The sequence below is a fragment of the Pseudomonas sp. PME37.24/025 genome (assembly GCF_055556615.1).
The window spans coordinates 65067-81142 of sequence record NZ_JBVHNK010000002.1; the positions used below are offsets into that span (position 1 = coordinate 65067).

17 protein-coding genes, 1 tRNA gene and 1 pseudogene are annotated in these 16076 nt (G+C 58.4%); 15 read left to right on the plus strand and 4 right to left on the minus strand.

What is annotated here, in order from left to right; all coding sequences use genetic code 11:
* Nucleotides 1-267: a hypothetical protein gene (locus tag ACZ3HH_RS03465; protein WP_465802775.1), complete on the plus strand. Its 267-nt coding sequence runs from the start codon at nt 1-3 to the stop codon at nt 265-267.
* Between the two features lie 145 nt (nt 268-412).
* Here the strand turns inward: ACZ3HH_RS03465 and ACZ3HH_RS03470 are convergent.
* Nucleotides 413-489 (minus strand) — tRNA-Arg (locus ACZ3HH_RS03470).
* 349 nt (nt 490-838) lie between these two features.
* On the opposite strand from ACZ3HH_RS03470, the gene gabD reads away from it, so the two are divergent.
* The 3 genes from gabD to ACZ3HH_RS03485 all read left to right on the plus strand — a co-directional run bounded on the left by gabD (nt 839) and on the right by ACZ3HH_RS03485 (nt 5092).
* Nucleotides 839-2281, plus strand: a complete 1443-nt coding sequence (gene gabD, locus ACZ3HH_RS03475; RefSeq protein WP_465802776.1) for an NADP-dependent succinate-semialdehyde dehydrogenase — start codon at nt 839-841, stop codon at nt 2279-2281.
* A gap of 184 nt (nt 2282-2465) precedes the next feature.
* Nucleotides 2466-3743, plus strand: a complete 1278-nt coding sequence (gene gabT, locus ACZ3HH_RS03480; protein WP_008068635.1) for a 4-aminobutyrate--2-oxoglutarate transaminase — start codon at nt 2466-2468, stop codon at nt 3741-3743.
* Nucleotides 3744-3877: 134 nt separating this feature from the next.
* Entirely contained in the window at nt 3878-5092 is a 1215-nt protein-coding gene (locus ACZ3HH_RS03485) for an HDOD domain-containing protein (RefSeq protein WP_465802777.1), read from the plus strand.
* 132 nt (nt 5093-5224) lie between these two features.
* On the opposite strand, the gene ACZ3HH_RS03490 is transcribed toward ACZ3HH_RS03485, so the two are convergent.
* On the minus strand, nt 5225-6214 hold the full coding sequence (locus tag ACZ3HH_RS03490) for a GGDEF domain-containing protein (RefSeq protein WP_465802778.1): 990 nt from the start codon (nt 6212-6214) through the stop codon (nt 5225-5227).
* Nucleotides 6215-6485: 271 nt separating this feature from the next.
* Entirely contained in the window at nt 6486-7670 is a 1185-nt protein-coding gene (desA, locus tag ACZ3HH_RS03495) for a delta-9 fatty acid desaturase DesA (protein ID WP_007899628.1), read from the minus strand.
* Between the two features lie 147 nt (nt 7671-7817).
* On the opposite strand from desA, the gene ACZ3HH_RS03500 reads away from it, so the two are divergent.
* The 7 genes and pseudogenes from ACZ3HH_RS03500 to ACZ3HH_RS03530 all read left to right on the plus strand — a co-directional run bounded on the left by ACZ3HH_RS03500 (nt 7818) and on the right by ACZ3HH_RS03530 (nt 12498).
* On the plus strand, nt 7818-7982 hold the full coding sequence (locus ACZ3HH_RS03500) for a hypothetical protein (RefSeq protein ID WP_465803405.1): 165 nt from the start codon (nt 7818-7820) through the stop codon (nt 7980-7982).
* Nucleotides 7976-8183, plus strand: a pseudogene (locus ACZ3HH_RS03505) (hypothetical protein); the annotation flags it as partial. The gene ACZ3HH_RS03500 and the pseudogene ACZ3HH_RS03505, both read left to right, overlap by 7 nt.
* Before the next feature lie 94 nt (nt 8184-8277).
* Nucleotides 8278-8460: a sulfur starvation response protein OscA gene (gene oscA / locus ACZ3HH_RS03510; protein ID WP_028943833.1), complete on the plus strand. Its 183-nt coding sequence runs from the start codon at nt 8278-8280 to the stop codon at nt 8458-8460.
* 92 nt (nt 8461-8552) lie between these two features.
* Nucleotides 8553-9566, plus strand: coding sequence for a sulfate ABC transporter substrate-binding protein (locus tag ACZ3HH_RS03515; RefSeq protein ID WP_123719067.1), 1014 nt, complete (start codon nt 8553-8555; stop codon nt 9564-9566).
* Nucleotides 9567-9804: 238 nt separating this feature from the next.
* Nucleotides 9805-10623: a sulfate ABC transporter permease subunit CysT gene (gene cysT, locus ACZ3HH_RS03520; protein WP_033058556.1), complete on the plus strand. Its 819-nt coding sequence runs from the start codon at nt 9805-9807 to the stop codon at nt 10621-10623.
* 12 nt (nt 10624-10635) lie between these two features.
* Nucleotides 10636-11505 carry a sulfate ABC transporter permease subunit CysW gene (gene cysW / locus ACZ3HH_RS03525; protein ID WP_465802779.1) on the plus strand — a complete coding sequence of 290 codons (870 nt, stop codon included), beginning with the start codon at nt 10636-10638 and terminating at the stop codon, nt 11503-11505.
* Between the two features lie 3 nt (nt 11506-11508).
* Nucleotides 11509-12498 (plus strand): sulfate/molybdate ABC transporter ATP-binding protein, encoded by a 990-nt coding sequence (locus tag ACZ3HH_RS03530; protein ID WP_007899637.1) that lies wholly within the window; start codon nt 11509-11511, stop codon nt 12496-12498.
* 89 nt (nt 12499-12587) lie between these two features.
* Here ACZ3HH_RS03530 and ACZ3HH_RS03535 read toward each other — a convergent pair whose 3' ends face one another.
* Nucleotides 12588-13106, minus strand: coding sequence for an Mpo1 family 2-hydroxy fatty acid dioxygenase (locus ACZ3HH_RS03535; protein ID WP_465802780.1), 519 nt, complete (start codon nt 13104-13106; stop codon nt 12588-12590).
* An 85-nt stretch (nt 13107-13191) separates the two neighbouring features.
* Between ACZ3HH_RS03535 and ACZ3HH_RS03540 the strand changes: the two genes are divergently transcribed.
* The 4 genes from ACZ3HH_RS03540 to ACZ3HH_RS03555 all read left to right on the plus strand — a co-directional run bounded on the left by ACZ3HH_RS03540 (nt 13192) and on the right by ACZ3HH_RS03555 (nt 15949).
* Nucleotides 13192-13878, plus strand: coding sequence for a Crp/Fnr family transcriptional regulator (locus ACZ3HH_RS03540; RefSeq protein ID WP_465802781.1), 687 nt, complete (start codon nt 13192-13194; stop codon nt 13876-13878).
* Nucleotides 13879-13997: 119 nt separating this feature from the next.
* A complete protein-coding gene (locus ACZ3HH_RS03545; RefSeq protein WP_218396824.1) occupies nt 13998-14363 on the plus strand; it encodes a response regulator in 366 nt (121 codons plus the stop codon).
* 112 nt (nt 14364-14475) lie between these two features.
* Nucleotides 14476-14724, plus strand: coding sequence for a helix-turn-helix domain-containing protein (locus ACZ3HH_RS03550; protein WP_465802782.1), 249 nt, complete (start codon nt 14476-14478; stop codon nt 14722-14724).
* Complete coding sequence (locus ACZ3HH_RS03555) at nt 14717-15949, plus strand: type II toxin-antitoxin system HipA family toxin (RefSeq protein ID WP_465802783.1); 1233 nt, start codon at nt 14717-14719, stop codon at nt 15947-15949. Before ACZ3HH_RS03550 ends, ACZ3HH_RS03555 begins: the two co-directional genes overlap by 8 nt.
* Nucleotides 15950-16076: the final 127 nt, after the last annotated feature.

Sequence of the window (16076 nt, forward strand, 5' to 3'; positions counted from 1 at the left end):
TTGGCATCGACACCCGAAAGCGCGCACTATCAGTCCATAGCCGATGCGTTGGAGGATGCCGTGGCACAAAAAATCGACCGCATCGCCCAAATGCTCAACTGCCCGGTGAAGGGTGAGGAATTACGGCGAGCAGTGACTGAGAGTCGTAAGGAGTTTCTTCTGGCGAAGCAGGCAGAAGAAGCGCTTGAGGAAGATGTTCTTGATGATGAAGTGGTCGAGGACGAAGAGGATGATGACTACGACGAGTTTGATTGGACTACTGAATGAAAAAACCGCTTTGGCGGTTTTTTGATCAATGGCAGTTGTTCGGCTAATCCGAACAACTGCATCTCAGCAGGTCGCCTTGGGGCATGAAGAACGCCCACAAAAAAGCCCCAGACCTTAAGAGCTGAGGCTTTTTCGCTTCTACGTATGGTGCACCAGGCGGGATTCGAACCCACGACCCCTGCCTTCGGAGGGCAGTACTCTATCCAGCTGAGCTACTGGTGCAATGCGGGCGCCATGATACTCATATGCGTTGCGGGCGTCCATGCTGCTGAATCGTCTGCGTTTTTCCAAAGCGTAACCTACGATTGCTACGCTGATCTGAAAAAATAGGCAAATGCGGCGTTTTCGTTCTTTTTTTCGAACAGCCTATTGTCCTTTACCCCCTTTGATCCTAGGATTCGTTTGAGATTTCAAACGCTCTTGTCTGGGTGCTGAACCGCACGAGTTCGTTCCGTGCGCTATTTATGTGCTTCAGCCCGGTGAATGATTTCCCTGACGGCAGCCTATAAGGCGCCTTTCTACAATCATAATTCGCTCCGCGCGTGCCGCGGTGCTGTTAAGGAAAGCCGACATGCAGCTTAAAGACACCCAGTTGTTCCGCCAGCAAGCCTTTATCGATGGCGCTTGGGTCGATGCGGACAACGGTCAGACGATCAAGGTCAATAACCCGGCAACGGGCGAAATTCTGGGCACCGTGCCGAAAATGGGCGCTGCCGAAACCCGCCGTGCGATCGAAGCCGCTGATAAAGCGCTGCCGGCCTGGCGTGCACTGACCGCCAAGGATCGCGCGAACAAGCTGCGTCGCTGGTTCGAGCTGATTATCGAGAACCAGGACGACCTGGCTCGCCTGATGACTCTCGAGCAAGGCAAGCCATTGGCTGAAGCCAAGGGCGAGATCGTTTACGCCGCTTCTTTTATCGAGTGGTTCGCTGAAGAAGCCAAGCGCGTTTACGGTGACGTGATTCCGGGCCACCAGCCAGACAAGCGCCTGATCGTGATCAAGCAGCCGATCGGCGTGACCGCAGCGATTACCCCGTGGAACTTCCCGGCCGCGATGATCACCCGTAAAGCCGGCCCAGCCCTGGCTGCCGGTTGCACCATGGTGCTCAAGCCTGCTTCGCAAACTCCGTTCTCTGCATTCGCTCTGGCTGAACTGGCCCAGCGTGCCGGTATTCCGAACGGTGTGTTCAGTGTTGTTTCCGGCAGCGCCGGCGACATCGGCAGCGAGCTGACCAGCAACCCGATCGTGCGCAAATTGTCCTTCACCGGTTCGACCGAAATCGGTCGTCAGCTGATGGCCGAATGTGCCAAGGACATCAAGAAAGTTTCGCTGGAACTGGGCGGTAACGCGCCGTTCATCGTGTTCGACGACGCGGACCTGGATAAGGCCGTCGAAGGCGCGATCATTTCCAAGTACCGCAACAACGGCCAGACCTGCGTCTGCGCCAACCGTCTGTACATTCAGGACTCGGTCTACGACGCGTTCGCCGAAAAACTGAAAGTGGCCGTGGCCAAACTCAAGATCGGTAACGGTCTGGAAGACGGCACCACCACTGGCCCGCTGATCGACGAAAAAGCCGTGGCCAAGGTTCAAGAGCACATTGCTGATGCCGTCGGCAAAGGCGCCACCGTGCTGGCGGGTGGCAAGAGCATGCAAGGCAACTTCTTCGAGCCGACCATCCTGACCAACGTGCCGAATAACGCTGCTGTGGCCAAGGAAGAAACCTTCGGTCCATTGGCGCCACTGTTCCGCTTCAAAGATGAAGCCGACGTGATCGCGATGTCCAACGACACCGAGTTCGGTCTGGCCTCGTACTTCTATGCTCGCGACCTGGGCCGTGTGTTCCGTGTGGCTGAAGCCCTGGAGTACGGCATGGTCGGCGTCAACACCGGGTTGATCTCCAACGAAGTCGCGCCGTTCGGCGGCATCAAGGCGTCGGGCCTGGGCCGTGAAGGCTCCAAGTACGGCATCGAAGATTATCTGGAAATCAAATACCTCTGCCTGGGCATCTAAGCCCGGCAAGGCATTGCTTCAAGCGCAAAGGGCACGAGAGCGCTGTCCCTTTGCGACGCTTCAAACGGAATTTTCTCTGTGGCCGGGAAAGCTGTGGCAGTCGATCATCGCATGCTGCCGTAGTTGCCTCCCCGCCGCATTTTCCTTGAACCACGCCGCCCGATGAGCGGTGAATGAGGACACTATGAGCAAGACTAACGCATCCCTGATGAAGCGCCGCGAAGCCGCTGTACCGCGCGGTGTTGGCCAGATTCACCCGATCTTCGCCGAGTCCGCGAAGAACGCCACCGTGACCGACGTTGAAGGTCGCGAGTTCATCGATTTCGCCGGCGGTATCGCTGTGCTGAACACCGGTCACGTGCATCCGAAAATCATCGCGGCCGTGACCGAACAGCTGAACAAGCTGACCCACACCTGCTTCCAGGTATTGGCCTACGAGCCGTACGTGGAAGTGTGCGAAAAAATCAACGCCAAGGTGCCGGGTGATTTCGCCAAGAAAACCTTGCTGGTGACCACCGGCTCCGAAGCTGTGGAAAACTCCATCAAGATCGCCCGCGCCGCCACTGGCCGTGCCGGCGTGATCGCGTTCACCGGCGCTTACCACGGTCGCACCATGATGACCCTGGGCCTGACCGGTAAAGTCGTGCCTTACTCGGCCGGCATGGGCCTGATGCCAGGCGGCATTTTCCGCGCGTTGTACCCGAACGAACTGCACGGTGTGAGCATCGACGATTCGATCGCCAGCATCGAACGCATCTTCAAGAACGACGCCGAGCCGCGTGACATCGCCGCTATCATCATCGAGCCGGTTCAGGGCGAAGGTGGTTTCTACGTCGCGCCTAAAGAGTTCATGAAGCGCCTGCGCGCCCTGTGCGACCAGCACGGCATTCTGTTGATCGCTGACGAAGTGCAGACTGGCGCTGGCCGCACCGGCACTTTCTTTGCCATGGAACAGATGGGCGTTGCCGCCGACCTGACCACCTTCGCCAAATCCATCGCCGGCGGTTTCCCGTTGGCCGGTGTGTGCGGCAAGGCCGAATACATGGACGCTATCGCTCCAGGCGGCTTGGGCGGTACTTACGCCGGTAGCCCGATCGCTTGCGCCGCGGCCTTGGCCGTGATGGAAGTGTTCGAAGAAGAGCACCTGCTGGATCGCTGCAAAGCGGTCGGCGAGCGTCTGGTGACTGGCCTGAAAGCCATCCAGGCCAAGTACCCGGTCATCGGTGAAGTGCGTGCCCTGGGCGCGATGATCGCGGTCGAACTGTTCGTCGACGGCGACAGCCACAAGCCGAACGCCGCTGCTGTGGCATCGGTTGTGGCCAAGGCGCGCGACAAAGGCCTGATCCTGCTGTCGTGTGGCACCTACGGCAACGTTCTGCGCGTGCTGGTACCGTTGACCTCGCCGGACGAGCAGTTGGACAAAGGCCTGGCGATCATCGAAGAGTGCTTCGCCGAGCTCTGATTGATTTGTGACCTGATCGACAAAAAACCCGCTTCGGCGGGTTTTTTTATGCCGCTTGAAACCATCAGGGGCAATTGAGCTGTATCGAATGGCCATCATTGACTAAGGTGCAAGCATTGCCGTTGGAGTGTGCGATGACTGCTGTAGTGTTACCCGCTGTACCGCGTGTGCTGATTGCCGAGGCTGACCCTTGGTCCCGCGACCTGCTCAAGCAAGTGTTGTTGAATGTGCGCTGCGACGCGCGTCTGGACCTGTGTGCCGATGGCCAGGAGGCACTGCACCTGTTGGCGGAAAATCCTTACGACCTGGTGATCGTTGACTGGGAGTTGCCCGGCGTCGATGGCCTGAACGTCTTGCGCAGCGTCCGTCAGCGCAAACGTAATCCGCCGCTGCCCTTCATTCTGATGAGCAGCCGCAACGATAGCGCCAGCGTGCGTGAGGTCTTGCCCTTGGCGCCCACTGCGTACCTGACCAAACCCTTGAACATGGAAAGCCTGACCCAGCGCCTGCAGGATTTGTTGCTGCACGCCGGTGAAGAGGTGTCGTGCGAGGTGCCGTCATTGGCGCCTGGCATGACCTTGTCGGTATACCTGGAACGGCGTCGTGAGCTGGCGGACGGTGCGCCGTTGATGACCGATGTGCAGGTGGCGATCAAGCGTAGTCTTAATCCCGATGGCCTCGATCTGACAGTGCTGGAAGACGAAATCCGCACCGACCCGCACATTACCGCTGTCCTGATCGCCGCGGCGAACAGCGCAGCGCAGCATTATGGCGTCGCCGTGCAAACCCTGGCTCAGGCGCTGCACCGCCTGGGTGCCAGGCAAAGCATGAACCTGATTATGGGGCTTGCCCTCAAGCGCAGCGCCCGGCTTAGCGACCCGCAGCTGGCGGACTATGCCGAGCGTTATTGGGAGTTGTCGCTGCACACTGCCGAATACGCGCGGACGCTGGCGCGCTTGCTGGATCTGGATCAGGCGCGCTGTTATTGCGCGGGCATGCTGCATCGCCTCGGCGACCTGGCCTTGCTGCGCTGTTTGCAGGAGTGGAAGCAGGCCGGTGGTGAGCTGGATGAATGGGAGGAGGTTGGCGATGCATTGGCCGAATTCGGCGCGGCCTATGGTTCGGCGCTACGGACCCGCTGGCGCCTGCCCCTGGAGCTGCGAGAGCTGATTGCGGCGGTTTACCAGCTCGGTGGCGGGGTTTACTCCCGCGAAGCACTGGTGATGAACATGGCCGCACAACTGGCGCGCCTGACCGAGCATGAAGGGATCGAGGCGTTGTCCAAGAGCCGCACAGCGCGATTGCTCAAGATCGGATTGCCGGAGCTGATGCGTTTGCGCAAAAAATAAGCTTTATGCAATACCTGTGGGAGCGGGCTTGCCCGCGATGAGGGTCTGACATTCAGCATTGATGTAGGCTGATAGTCCGCCATCGCGGGCAAGCCCGCTCCCACAAGTTTTGCGTTGAATTTCGATTCGAGCTCAGCCAGAGATAATCCGGTTCTTGCCTTGGCGCTTGGCCTGGTACATCGCCGCATCGGCGCGGGCGAACAGGCTGTCGACGCTTTCGTCCTCCGGAGTGAGGCTGCTCAGGCCCTGGCTGACGGTGATGCCGAAGGTCTGGTCGTTACAGCTGAAGCTCAACCGCTGAATTTCCCGTTGCAGGCGCTCGGCCACTTGCATGGCCATGTCCGGTGCGCAGCCGGGAAACACCGCTGCGAATTCTTCACCGCCGATCCGTCCGAACAGATCACCACGCCGCAGGGCCGCGCGACCGCTCTCGGCGATGCGTTGCAGCACCTTATCGCCTTCCTGATGACCGTAGGTGTCGTTGACCACTTTGAAGTCATCGATGTCCAGCAGCAGGAACGCCATCGGCGCACCGTTCAATCGCGCCTGCTCGAATTCGTGATTCGCGCATTCGAAGAAGTGTCGACGATTGCTGCTTTGGGTCAACACATCGGTGCTGGCCAGGCGTTGCAGCTCGGCTTCCAGTTGCTTTTTTTCGGTGATGTCTTCGGCAATGCCGACGATGATCACCGGTTGGCCCGGTTCGGCCTGACGGTTGATGAAGCACTTGTCGCTGAGCCAGCGCACCTGGCCGTCGGCGGCGATGATGCGGTATTCACGATCTTCGACGGCGCCTTTGACCAGCACTTGCGCGAGACTGCGCTCGGCGTAGTCCAGATCGTCGGGATAGACGCTGTCGCGCCAGTGGTTGAAGTCGGACAGCAACAGGCCGGCGGGGCGGCCGAAAATCCGGTCATAGGCCGGGCTGACGTAGAGCACCCGACGGGTTTCCCAGTTGAAGGCCCAAAGCACGGCGTTGACGCTGACCAGCAGCGAGCTGAACAGCTGTTCGCGTTCGCTCAGGCGTGCCACTTCACCCTGGGCATGCATCAGCGCCATCAGGGTTTGCGCGGCCTCGGGCCACTGCGGAAGGGATGTGTCTTGTAGGCTTTTATTAACCATCGGCACAAATCTCAAAGGGCGTGCCGCTAAGTCGACAGCGGCCGAGAACAAAGCCCGCCTGGATGGCGAAGTGTCTTTGAGATAGGGGATTTGGAGCGAAGTTCCCGCCTTGGGGGCAGAGTCCCGCTGGGCGGTATGGCTGCTTGAATTGGCGACGCGTTTTTACGGGTAAAACGCGTCGTCAGAGTTTGCGTCTGCTGCGCAGCCGAGCGGGAGCAAGCTCCCTCGCCACAGGCAAGCCCCTCTTCAGGGGCAAGCTGTCACCAGAGGATCAGGCGTTGGCAGGGCGCAGGGAATAGGTTTTCAACTGGTCGGCGAAATCACGCAGGGATTGAATCCCGCTGGCCTCGGCCTCGTGTACCCAATCCTTGATGGCAGCCAGCATGTCGTGACCATTTGAGCTGGTCTTGACCCAGATCTGTTGCAAGGCCAGGCGTTTTTCGTAAATTACCTTCAGTGCCTGGCTGTGCTCGAGCATGGTCTGGATGCGCATATGGTGTTTGTCGTCCAGCAGGCTGGTTTCCCGCGACAGCAAACGCTTGGCCCGGTGGAACTGGTGGCGGACCGAGTGATCGACCTTTTCCAGCTCCTGCTTGACCAGCGGAGCGATCACCAACTTGCGGTACTGGGCCATGATCTGGAAGCGGTTGTTGAGGATCGCCATGGCGGTGTCCATGTCCAGGCTGCCTTTGCCTTCAACACGGTGAGCGATGGGTGCGACCCGCTGGACCTTGGCCAGACGCAGGAAGCTGAAGACCTGGATCCAGGCCCAGCCGAGGTCGAATTCCCACTTCTTCACCGACAGTTTGGCGGAGTTGGGGTAGGTGTGATGGTTGTTATGCAGTTCTTCGCCGCCGATCAGGATGCCCCAGGGCACCAGATTGGTCGCCGCATCGCGGCATTCGAAATTACGGTAGCCGATGGCATGGCCCAGCCCATTGACCACGCCGGCGGCCCACACCGGGATCCACATCATCTGGATGGCCCAGATGGTGATGCCGATGGTGCCGAACAGCAGCAGGTCGATGACGCCCATGATCGCGACTCCCAGCAGCGGGAAGCGGCTGTAGAGGTTGCGTTCGATCCAGTCTTCGGGGCAGTTTTTGCCGTAGATGCGCAGGGTCTCGGGATTTTCCGCTTCGGCGCGGTACAGCTCGGCGCCTTTGCGCAGAACGGTGGATAACCCCTTGATGACCGGGCTGTGCGGGTCATCGACGGTTTCGCATTTGGCGTGATGCTTGCGGTGGATAGCCGTCCACTCGCGGGTGTTCTGCGCCGTGGTCAACCACAGCCAGAAACGGAAGAAATGTTTCAGGCCGGCATTGAGCTCAAGCGATCGATGGGCTGAATAGCGATGTAGATAAACCGTGACGCCGACGATCGTCACGTGGGTCATCAGTAAGGTGACTGCCACCAGTGACCAGGGCGATAAGCCAAGAAAACCTTCGTACCACATAGCCTATAGGACCCTCGATAAAGAAAAAAACAGCCGTTGCATTATCACTTAGCCCACAGATAAAACCAGTCGCCCTTTCAGATAAGAGTGGCTGGATGTTTCTTTAAATTATAATTCCAGCATTTTTGTAGGGAAATGGGCAGTCGAATGCCGGCCACATATCGCAATGCCTTGCGCGCGGCGCTGCTCTATCTGGTGCTTTCCGTCGCCTGGCTCCAGTGTAGTGGTTATTTATTGAACAGATTCTTCGATAGCTCCATCGACCTGCTGCGTTGGCAACTGATCAACGGTTATGCCTGGGTGGGCGGGTAATCATTGCGCTAGCGCAGAGCATGGGGGATGCAAGTGCATGCCGAGGGGGGCGAACAGGTCGAGCAGGCGGCATTCCTGCTCGAACCCGACTGCGATTTGGGGCAGGGGTACTGCGATCTTTTGATCTTCAAACTAATAACGTCCCGCAATCCCTTGTGCCATCAAATAATACCTTCTGGTTATATAAACATTCTTAAATAGTCTTTTTAAGAATATCTGCGCCTATCTACTATTGCTCTCACGCCGTAAGCAGTGCCCGCCACTGCCAGGCATATCTCATTAAAGGAGCAGCACCATGAGCGCATCCCTACGTAGTGTTGACGGGCAGGACGAAGCCACTATTTTGCGTGAGATCCAGAGTGCCTTGCGCGATCTGCGCTTTGGTGCGGTGGAAATCACCGTGCACAACGCCCAGGTGGTTCAGATCGAGCGCAAAGAGAAATTCCGTTTGCAGAACCCGGGCAACAAACCGGGCTGAAGCGAAAGATCAAAAGATCGCAGTCAGGCAACCCGTTCCAGACCAGACCATAAGAAAAAGCCAACACATCAAGAATTCCAGGAGCTTTCACCATGTCGTCGATTCGTCATTTTGCTTTGGCCGCCCTGGCCAGTGCCCTTTTTGCTGGTTCCGCGGTTGCCAAGGATTACGAGCTGCTCAACGTGTCGTATGACCCGACCCGTGAGCTGTACCAGGAATACAACGCCGAGTTCATCAACTTCTGGAAGAAGGACCACGCTGGCGACAACGTGAAGATCCAGCAGTCCCACGGTGGTTCGGGCAAGCAGGGCCGGGCGGTGATCGACGGTCTGCGGGCCGACGTGGTGACCCTGGCCCTGGCCGGTGACATCGATGAAGTCGCCAAGCTTGGCAAGAGCCTGCCGGTCGACTGGCAGAAGCGTCTTCCGGAAGCGAGCACGCCTTACACCTCGACCATCGTGTTCCTGGTGCGCAAGGGCAACCCGAAAGGCATCAAGGACTGGGGCGACCTGACCAAAAACGGCGTGGAAGTCATCACCCCGAACCCGAAAACCTCGGGCGGCGCACGCTGGAACTTCCTCGCGGCCTGGGCCTATGGCCTGAAGGCCAACGGCGGTAACGAAGCCAAGGCCAAAGAATACGTGCAGACGCTGTTCAAACATGTGCCTGTGCTGGACACCGGTGCTCGCGGCTCGACCATCACCTTCGTCAACAACGGTCAGGGTGACGTGTTGCTGGCCTGGGAAAACGAGGCCTTCCTGGCGTTGAAAGAAGACGGCGGCGCCGACAAGTTCGACATCGTTGTGCCTTCGCTGTCGATCCTGGCCGAACCACCGGTGGCCGTGGTCGACAAGAACGCCGAGAAAAAGGGCAACACCGACATCGCCGAAGCGTACCTCAAGCACCTGTACAGCCCGGCCGGCCAGGAAATCGCGGCGAAAAACTTCTATCGTCCACGTGACAAGGACGTGGCGGCCAAGTACGCCAAGCAGTTCCCGACACTGGAGCTGGTGACCATCGACAAGGACTTCGGTGGCTGGAAAACCGCGCAACCGAAATTCTTCAATGACGGTGGCGTGTTCGACCAGATTTATCAGGCGCAGTAATCTGAAATGGATCAGTCAATGGACCTGATTCCAGTCAGTTAGGGTGCTGAACCTGTGGGAGCGAGCCTGCTCGCGATGACGGCGGTACATTCAGCATAAATATTGGCTGACCCGCCGCTATCGCGAGCAGGCTCGCTCCCACAGGGGCTGTGGTGTCCAAATACTTAACTGGCTGGCATTAGCCAACAGGCCCCGATTTCACCGTCGGGGCTTAGCGCGTTTTCAACCAAGGACTTTTATGTCGCGTCGTATCTCCCCCGTCATACCCGGCTTCGGGCTGACGCTGGGCTACACCTTGGTGTACCTCAGCCTGATTGTGCTCATTCCACTGGCGGCGATGTTCGTGCATGCCGCCCAACTGACCTGGGACCAGTTCTGGGCGATTATCTCGGCGCCACGGGTGCTGGCCGCGTTGAAGCTGAGTTTCGGTACCGCGCTCTATGCCGCGATCATCAACGGCATCATCGGCACGCTGCTGGCCTGGGTGCTGGTGCGCTACACGTTCCCCGGCCGCAAAGTCATCGACGCGATGATCGACCTGCCCTTTGCTTTGCCCACTGCGGTGGCCGGTATCGCGCTGACCGCGCTGTACACCCCCACCGGGCTGGTGGGTCAGTTCGCGGCGGACCTGGGGTTCAAGATCGCCTATACCCCCCTTGGCATCACGCTGGCGCTGACTTTCGTGACGCTTCCATTCGTGGTACGTACCGTACAGCCTGTACTGGCCGATATTCCCCGTGAAGTGGAGGAAGCAGCGGCGTGCCTCGGCGCCAAACCGTTACAGGTTTTCCGCCATATTCTGGTGCCGGCGCTGCTGCCAGCCTGGCTGACCGGTTTCGCTTTGGCCTTTGCCCGCGGGGTCGGCGAGTACGGTTCGGTGATTTTTATCGCCGGCAACATGCCGATGAAAACCGAAATTCTGCCGCTGCTGATCATGGTCAAACTCGACCAGTACGATTACACCGGCGCCACCTCCATTGGTGTACTGATGTTGGTGGTTTCCTTTGTCCTGTTGCTGCTGATCAACTTGCTGCAGCGGCGCATCGAAACCCCATAAGGAGGCGCGAACATGTCCCAATCGTCTATTGCAGCAGCCTCCTCGAACGCCGCCCGCCGTGGCAGTGCCACGTCGCGGCGAGTCTTGATCGGCCTCGGCTGGCTGGTCTTCGCGCTGTTTTTGTTATTGCCGTTGTTCATCGTGGTGTCCCAAGGCCTGAAGCTGGGACTGGGTGCGTTCTTCACCGCGATTTTCGAGCCAGACGCCTTGTCCGCGCTGAAGCTCACCGTGATCGCGGTACTGATTTCGGTGCCGCTGAATCTGGTGTTCGGTGTCAGCGCGGCGTGGTGCGTGAGTAAATACTCGTTCCGCGGCAAGAGCATGCTGGTGACCCTGATCGACCTGCCGTTCTCGGTGTCGCCGGTGATCGCAGGTCTGGTCTACGTGTTGATGTTCGGCGCCCAGGGGCTGTTCGGACCGTGGTTGCAGGACCACGACATCCAGATCGTCTTCGCCTTGCCGGGCATCGTGTTGGCGACGATTTTCGTCACCGTGCCGTTCGTGGCCCGTGAGTTGATCCCGCTGATGCAGGAACAAGGTACTCAGGAAGAAGAGGCCGCGCGCCTGCTCGGCGCCAATGGCTGGCAGATGTTCTGGCACGTCACCGTTCCCAATATCAAATGGGGCCTGATCTATGGCGTGGTGCTGTGTACGGCCCGGGCCATGGGCGAGTTCGGTGCGGTGTCGGTGGTTTCCGGGCACATTCGCGGGGTGACCAACACCCTGCCGCTGCACGTCGAGATCCTCTACAACGAATACAACCACGTGGCCGCGTTCGCCGTGGCGAGCCTGTTGCTGATCCTGGCGCTCTTCATCCTGCTGCTCAAGCAGTGGAGCGAAAACCGTATTAACCGCCTGCGCGCCAGCGCCGCGGAGGAATAAGTCATGTCGATCGAAGTGCGTAACGTCAGCAAGAACTTCCACGCGTTCAAGGCGCTGGACAACATCAGCCTGGACATTCAAAGCGGCGAGCTGGTGGCGCTGCTGGGGCCGTCCGGCTGCGGCAAGACCACGTTGCTGCGAATCATCGCCGGCCTGGAAACCCCGGATCAGGGCAACATCGTGTTCCATGGTGAAGACGTTTCCGGCCACGACGTGCGTGATCGTAACGTCGGTTTCGTGTTCCAGCACTACGCTTTGTTCCGGCACATGACGGTGTTCGACAACGTCGCATTCGGCCTGCGCATGAAGCCGAAAAACCAGCGCCCGAACGAAAGCCAGATCGCGGTGAAAGTCCACGAACTGCTGAACATGGTGCAGCTGGATTGGTTGGCCGATCGCTATCCGGAACAACTCTCCGGCGGCCAGCGTCAGCGCATCGCGTTGGCCCGGGCCTTGGCGGTGGAGCCGAAAGTTTTGCTGCTCGACGAACCCTTCGGCGCCCTCGACGCCAAGGTCCGTAAAGAGCTGCGCCGTTGGCTCGCGCGGCTGCACGAAGACATCAACCTGACCTCGGTATTCGTGACCCACGACCAGGAAGAGGCGATGGAAGTCGCCGACCGGATCGTGGTGATGAACAAGGGTGTGATTGAACAGATCGGCTCACCGGGTGACGTCTACGAAAACCCCGCCAGCGATTTCGTCTATCACTTCCTCGGCGATTCGAACCGTCTGCATTTGGGTGAAGACCGGCACGTGCTGTTCCGTCCACACGAAGTGTCGCTGTCGCGGCATGAACTGGAAGATCACCACGCGGCTGAAGTGCGGGATATTCGTCCGTTGGGCGCGACGACACGGGTGACGTTGAAGGTCGAAGGCCAGAGCGAGCTGATCGAAGCGGAAGTGGTGAAGGATCACGACAGCCTGGTTGGCTTGGCGAAGGGTGAGACGTTGTTCTTCAAACCGAAGGTCTGGCAGAAAGTCGCCAACATCTAAAGCAAAAGCATCGCGGGCAAGCCCGCTCCCACAGGGGATTTGTGAACGACACAGATCACTGTGGGAGCGGGCTTGCCCGCGATGGCGTCCTACACCGCTGCGTTTTTCTGACGCAAACGCACACCCCCCACCCGCGCCTCGATCTGCTCTTTCAGCTCATGCCGCATCCCGAGCAAAAACGCCAACTCAACCACCACAAACAACGGCCCGACAATCAACCCCGTCACGTCATCGACAAACGCCGGTTTGCGTCCCTCGTAATGATGGCCGACAAACTGAATCGCCCACCCCAGCACAAACATCCCGATGCCGCTGGCCAGCCAGACCAGCGTACTTTGCTGCGCGAGAACCTGACCCGCCCAAATGCACAGACCGAGCAACACGGTCATCAACACCCCAAGACGCACCTCCAGGCGCAGGTAAAACCACGCCGATGCCATCGCGACCAGCACCGCCGGCGAAACCCAGCCTGCGCCCCATTGCGGCCGAGACAGCAACACCGCGACCGCCACTACAATCAGCGGGATACCGATAAAGTGGCTGGCAATATTGCGCGGGTCACGGTGGTAGGCGGCGTATTGACTGAGATGGTCAACGAGGCTTTTCATTGTTATTCCTCCTGTAGGGTGATGGATGATGCCCCGGGCTTCATCTCTCGCTCTGTCAGCCAGGCGACAATCTCCAGGAGTTTTCATGGACATGCAGGTTTGGCGTTCGCGCCTGGATACGGGGCAGTGGTTCAGTCATTTACCTGTTCCCTTACAGGATAGTCTGCTGGCTGCGGCCCGAATTCGGCGCCTGCCGTCGGGGCAACTGCTATTCAAACGCGGTGATCCGCCGTGCGGGCTGTATGCAGTGCTCGAAGGTTCGGTGCGCATCGGCGCGGTGAGCGAGCAGGGCAAGGAGGCGCTACTGAGTTTGGTGGAAGCGCCGCACTGGTTCGGCGAAATCTGCCTGTTCGATGGCCAGCCGCGAACCCACGATGCCTACGCGGTTGGCCAGTGCATCCTGTTGCACATCCCGCAGGCGACGCTGCTGAAGTTGCTCGACCAACAACCGGAGTACTGGCGGCAACTGGCGTTGCTGATGAGTCACAAACTGCGCCTGACCTTCATCAACCTCGAACAGTTGAGCCTGATGCCAGCCTCGGCGCGCCTGGCCCATCGCTTGCTGATGATCGCCGAGGGTTACGGCGAAATCGATCCACCGCGCCGTGTTCTGCAACTGCCTCAGGAGCAATTGGCATCGATGTTGTCGCTGTCGCGTCAGACCACTAATCAGATTCTCAAGGATTTGCAGGGGCAAGGGATTCTTGGTTTGAGTTATGGCGAAATCGAGATTCTGGATGCCGAGCGGTTGCGAGCGTTGTCGGTGATATAAAAAAACATCGCAGCCCTCTGTAGAAGCTGCCGAAGGCTGCGATCTTTCAAACCCCACGGTATTGGTGGGCTTTATCCGCGAACGCGCCTAGCCTGTGACGACGATAATCGAGGTGTGCCATGCGTGTATTGCTAGTGGAAGACGAACCCGAGACCGCCAGTCTCCTGGCCAAAGGCCTGAGCGAGGCGAGTTACACGGTGGATGTGGCGCTCAATGGCATGGACGGCCGGCGCTTTATCGAGTCTGGCGAATACGAACTGATCATCCTCGACGTGATGCTACCGGGGCTCAACGGCTGGCAGTTGCTGCAGCAGATCCGCAAGCTCGGCGACACGCCGGTGCTGCTCCTCACCACCAAGGACGGCATCGAAGATCGCCTGCGCGGGCTGGAATTGCATGAGGATGATTACCTGCTCAAGCCGTTTGCGGTCAGTGAGCTGGTGAAGCGGGTGCGCAAGCTGTTGCGGCGTGATCGCGGGCGTTGAAAGCGAGTTTTGCCAAGAAAATTAGCTAGACTTTGGCTTATCTGTGCATTAAATACGATGCATAAGAATTTATTTATGTAAATTTGCACTGTATATGATGCGAGTGTCTCGAATGGAAAACCTTGGCGAGCTGATCAGGTTACTGCGCAAAGAGCGAAAGATGTCTCAACAGGATCTGGCAAAGCAGTACGGAATGAGCCGTGCCACGATTTCTGGCATCGAGAACAATACTGTTTCCGAGATCGGTATCCGCAAGGTTGAAGCGATCCTGAACGGCTTTGGATACGAACTCACAGCCGTGCCTCGGCAGTCGAAGCGCCCGACGCTGGACACCCTGAAAAAGGTCAACTTCCATGGCTGAACAGAGCGATCTGGATAGGCTGCGCATCAGTGTTTCCGGCACCACAGTGGGAGCCTTGGGGCGCGGACAGTCTCCTACCGATTCAGTGTTTACCTATGCGCAAGACGCACTGGAAGAAAATGCCGTCTCGCTGACCATGCCCGCTCGCCTTGAGAGCTACACGTGGGAGCGGGGTGTACCGCCGGTTTTTGAAATGAATCTGCCAGAAGGTTCTCTGCGCGATGAATTGGTTCGTCGCTTCAGCAAAGCGGTGCGGGGATTCGACGACTTCGCAATGCTGGCGATCGTCGGTCCGCATCAGCTTGGACGCGTGGGAATCGCAAATGCCCTGAGTGCTAATGAGCGGCCCCCTGAAACCAGCCTTGCGGATCTTCTGGTTCATGACGGTGCTCAGGGGCTGTTCGATGACCTGTTGCACACTTATGGTCAGTATTCAGGCGTTTCGGGGGTACAGCCAAAGGTGCTTGTGCGCGACAGTGCGACAACCATTGACCGCCTGACCCATCGAGGGGCAACGCATCTGGTCAAGTCCTTTCGTGCAGAGGAATACCCGGAGCTGGCCGCCAACGAGTACTTCTGCATGCGAGCTGCACTGCATTCGGGGCTTGAGGTGCCGAAGCTCGAACTCAGTGACCGGGGGAAATTTCTGGTCGTTGAGCGCTTTGATCTGAATGACAAAGGCTATTCGGGATTTGAGGATTTCTGCGTACTTAATGCCTGGCCTTCGAGGGCCAAATACGATGGTTCATACGAAGGTGCTGCCAGGCAAATCAAGGAATTTGTCTCCCCGCCATTGCTCCACCAGGCTCTTGAGTCTTTTTTCAAAATCGTTGCTCTTTCATCCGGTTTGAAGAATGGCGATGCTCACCTGAAGAATTTCGGCGTGCTGTACGAACATTGCGGTGCTGACGCGCAAATCAGTCTGGCGCCGGCCTATGACATCGTCACGACTTCGGTCTACATCAAGGCCGACAGCATGGCATTGCTGTTGGGCGGATCGAAGGCATGGCCCAAGTACAAAATGTTGATGCGTTTTGGTCGATCGGCCTGCAACCTGACAGAAGGGCGCTGCAATGAGCTGCTGCAACAGGTTGGTCACGGGATGGATGTGGCGATGGGGGAGATGGCTCACTATATCAGCGCCAATAGCGGTTTTGCCGAGGTTGGCGGCGCGATGATGGATCAGTGGAAATCAGGCCGAGCGCGCAGTCTGGTTAAAGGTTAAAAGATTTGCGGCGTTGCGATGGACGCCTTCGCGGGCAAGCCTCGCTCCTACAGGAATACGCGATCATCTGTAGGAGCGAGGCTTGCCCGCGAAGAGGCCGGAACATACAAAACACCTTCCGGATCTG

Bases quoted from the DNA above. Each gene is read 5' to 3' on its own strand.
- ACZ3HH_RS03530 (WP_007899637.1), top strand. From the start codon at position 11,509: ATGTCGATCGAAGTGCGTAACGTCAGCAAGAACTTCCACGCGTTCAAG.
- desA (WP_007899628.1), bottom strand. From the start codon at position 7,670: ATGTGGTACGAAGGTTTTCTTGGCTTATCGCCCTGGTCACTGGTGGCA.
- ACZ3HH_RS03485 (WP_465802777.1), top strand. From the start codon at position 3,878: ATGACTGCTGTAGTGTTACCCGCTGTACCGCGTGTGCTGATTGCCGAG.
- cysT (WP_033058556.1), top strand. From the start codon at position 9,805: ATGTCGCGTCGTATCTCCCCCGTCATACCCGGCTTCGGGCTGACGCTG.
- ACZ3HH_RS03500 (WP_465803405.1), top strand. From the start codon at position 7,818: ATGCCGGCCACATATCGCAATGCCTTGCGCGCGGCGCTGCTCTATCTG.
- ACZ3HH_RS03545 (WP_218396824.1), top strand. From the start codon at position 13,998: ATGCGTGTATTGCTAGTGGAAGACGAACCCGAGACCGCCAGTCTCCTG.
- cysW (WP_465802779.1), top strand. From the start codon at position 10,636: ATGTCCCAATCGTCTATTGCAGCAGCCTCCTCGAACGCCGCCCGCCGT.
- ACZ3HH_RS03515 (WP_123719067.1), top strand. From the start codon at position 8,553: ATGTCGTCGATTCGTCATTTTGCTTTGGCCGCCCTGGCCAGTGCCCTT.
- ACZ3HH_RS03535 (WP_465802780.1), bottom strand. From the start codon at position 13,106: ATGAAAAGCCTCGTTGACCATCTCAGTCAATACGCCGCCTACCACCGT.
- oscA (WP_028943833.1), top strand. From the start codon at position 8,278: ATGAGCGCATCCCTACGTAGTGTTGACGGGCAGGACGAAGCCACTATT.
- ACZ3HH_RS03550 (WP_465802782.1), top strand. From the start codon at position 14,476: ATGGAAAACCTTGGCGAGCTGATCAGGTTACTGCGCAAAGAGCGAAAG.
- gabD (WP_465802776.1), top strand. From the start codon at position 839: ATGCAGCTTAAAGACACCCAGTTGTTCCGCCAGCAAGCCTTTATCGAT.
- ACZ3HH_RS03540 (WP_465802781.1), top strand. From the start codon at position 13,192: ATGGACATGCAGGTTTGGCGTTCGCGCCTGGATACGGGGCAGTGGTTC.
- ACZ3HH_RS03555 (WP_465802783.1), top strand. From the start codon at position 14,717: ATGGCTGAACAGAGCGATCTGGATAGGCTGCGCATCAGTGTTTCCGGC.
- ACZ3HH_RS03490 (WP_465802778.1), bottom strand. From the start codon at position 6,214: ATGGTTAATAAAAGCCTACAAGACACATCCCTTCCGCAGTGGCCCGAG.
- gabT (WP_008068635.1), top strand. From the start codon at position 2,466: ATGAGCAAGACTAACGCATCCCTGATGAAGCGCCGCGAAGCCGCTGTA.